The sequence below is a fragment of the Streptococcus gwangjuensis genome (genome assembly GCF_028156745.1).
Classification (GTDB): Bacteria; Bacillota; Bacilli; order Lactobacillales; family Streptococcaceae; genus Streptococcus; species Streptococcus gwangjuense_A.
On sequence record NZ_JAODJG010000008.1, the window covers coordinates 1 to 295 of the forward strand.

The following is a 295-nucleotide window of genomic DNA, read 5'->3' on the forward strand; positions in this document are numbered from 1 at the left end:
GAGTTGGGTTATCTGGGTTCACTGGTTCAACACGTTCTGAAAGGGTTACAGTATAGACTTGGTCACGTGCTGTATCGTAGTCATAAACCTTCGCATCACCTGTTGTGAATTCATCACTAACAAGCTTGTAGCCTTGTTTCTTAAATTCATTGATTTGACTTGTAGTGCTGTAGGCAATGGCTTCACCTGACTTACCTGTCACTTCATCTGTTGTGAGAACACGGTTACCGTTAGTGCTTACGTAACGGATAACAGCTTTTTGAGCATCCTTACGGTAAGTAACTGTTTCAACACG

Annotated in this window: 1 protein-coding gene; it reads right to left on the minus strand. The window is 42.4% G+C overall.

Annotated elements, in window-relative coordinates; genetic code table 11:
* Positions 1 to 295, minus strand: a 295-nt coding sequence (locus tag N5909_RS00075; protein ID WP_271630618.1) for a mucin-binding protein, incomplete at both ends; no start/stop codon positions are given.